The 1,085-nt window shown below is 60.0% G+C and carries 1 protein-coding gene; it reads right to left on the reverse strand.

The features are described from left to right. On the reverse strand, positions 1 to 1,085 hold a 1,085-nt coding region (gene tuf, locus CR105_RS27385; protein ID WP_099794120.1), incomplete at both ends, for an elongation factor Tu.

Below are 1,085 nucleotides of genomic sequence, written 5' to 3' on the forward strand. Positions count from 1 at the left end.
AGGATCTTGGCAACGACGCCGGCGCCGACGGTACGACCGCCTTCACGGATAGCGAAGCGCAGGCCTTCTTCCATCGCGATCGGGTTGATCAGCTTGACGGTGATCGACACGTTATCGCCTGGCATGACCATTTCTTTGTCCGCTGGCAACTCGATCGAACCAGTCACGTCCGTAGTACGGAAGTAGAACTGTGGGCGATAGTTGTTGAAGAACGGGGTATGACGGCCGCCTTCGTCTTTCGACAGGACGTAGATCTCACCGGTGAAATGGTTGTGTGGCTTGATCGAGTTCGGCTTGGCCAGGACCTGGCCGCGCTCGACATCCTCACGCTTGGTGCCGCGCAGCAGCAGACCGACGTTGTCGCCAGCCATGCCCTGGTCGAGCAGCTTGCGGAACATCTCGACGCCGGTGCAAGTGGTCTTGACGGTGTCCTTGATGCCGACGATTTCGATCTCTTCGCCGACCTTGACGATACCGCGCTCGATACGACCGGTCACGACAGTGCCGCGACCCGAGATCGAGAACACGTCTTCCACCGGCATCAGGAAGGCGCCATCGACTGCGCGCTCTGGCGTAGGGATGTAGGTGTCGAGTGCATCAGCCAGAGCCATGATGGCTTGCTCGCCCATCGGGCCAGTGTCGCCGTCCAGCGCCATACGGGCCGAACCCTTGATGATAGGCAGGTCGTCGCCTGGGAACTCGTACTTGACGAGCAGCTCACGCACTTCCATTTCAACCAGTTCGAGCAGCTCTTCGTCGTCGACCAGGTCGCACTTGTTGAGGAACACGATGATGTATGGAACGCCAACCTGGCGCGCCAGCAGGATGTGCTCGCGGGTCTGTGGCATCGGGCCGTCAGCTGCCGAGCAAACCAGGATCGCGCCGTCCATCTGCGCTGCACCGGTGATCATGTTCTTGATGTAGTCGGCGTGGCCTGGGCAATCGACGTGTGCGTAGTGGCGGTTGGCCGTCTCGTACTCGACGTGCGCGGTGTTGATGGTGATGCCGCGCGCTTTTTCTTCTGGTGCCGCATCGATCTGGTCGTATGCTTTTGCTTCGCCGCCGAATTTCTTCGACAGAACGGT

The sequence above is a fragment of the Massilia eurypsychrophila genome (assembly GCF_002760655.1).
GTDB lineage: Bacteria > Pseudomonadota > Gammaproteobacteria > Burkholderiales > Burkholderiaceae_D > JAFCUW01.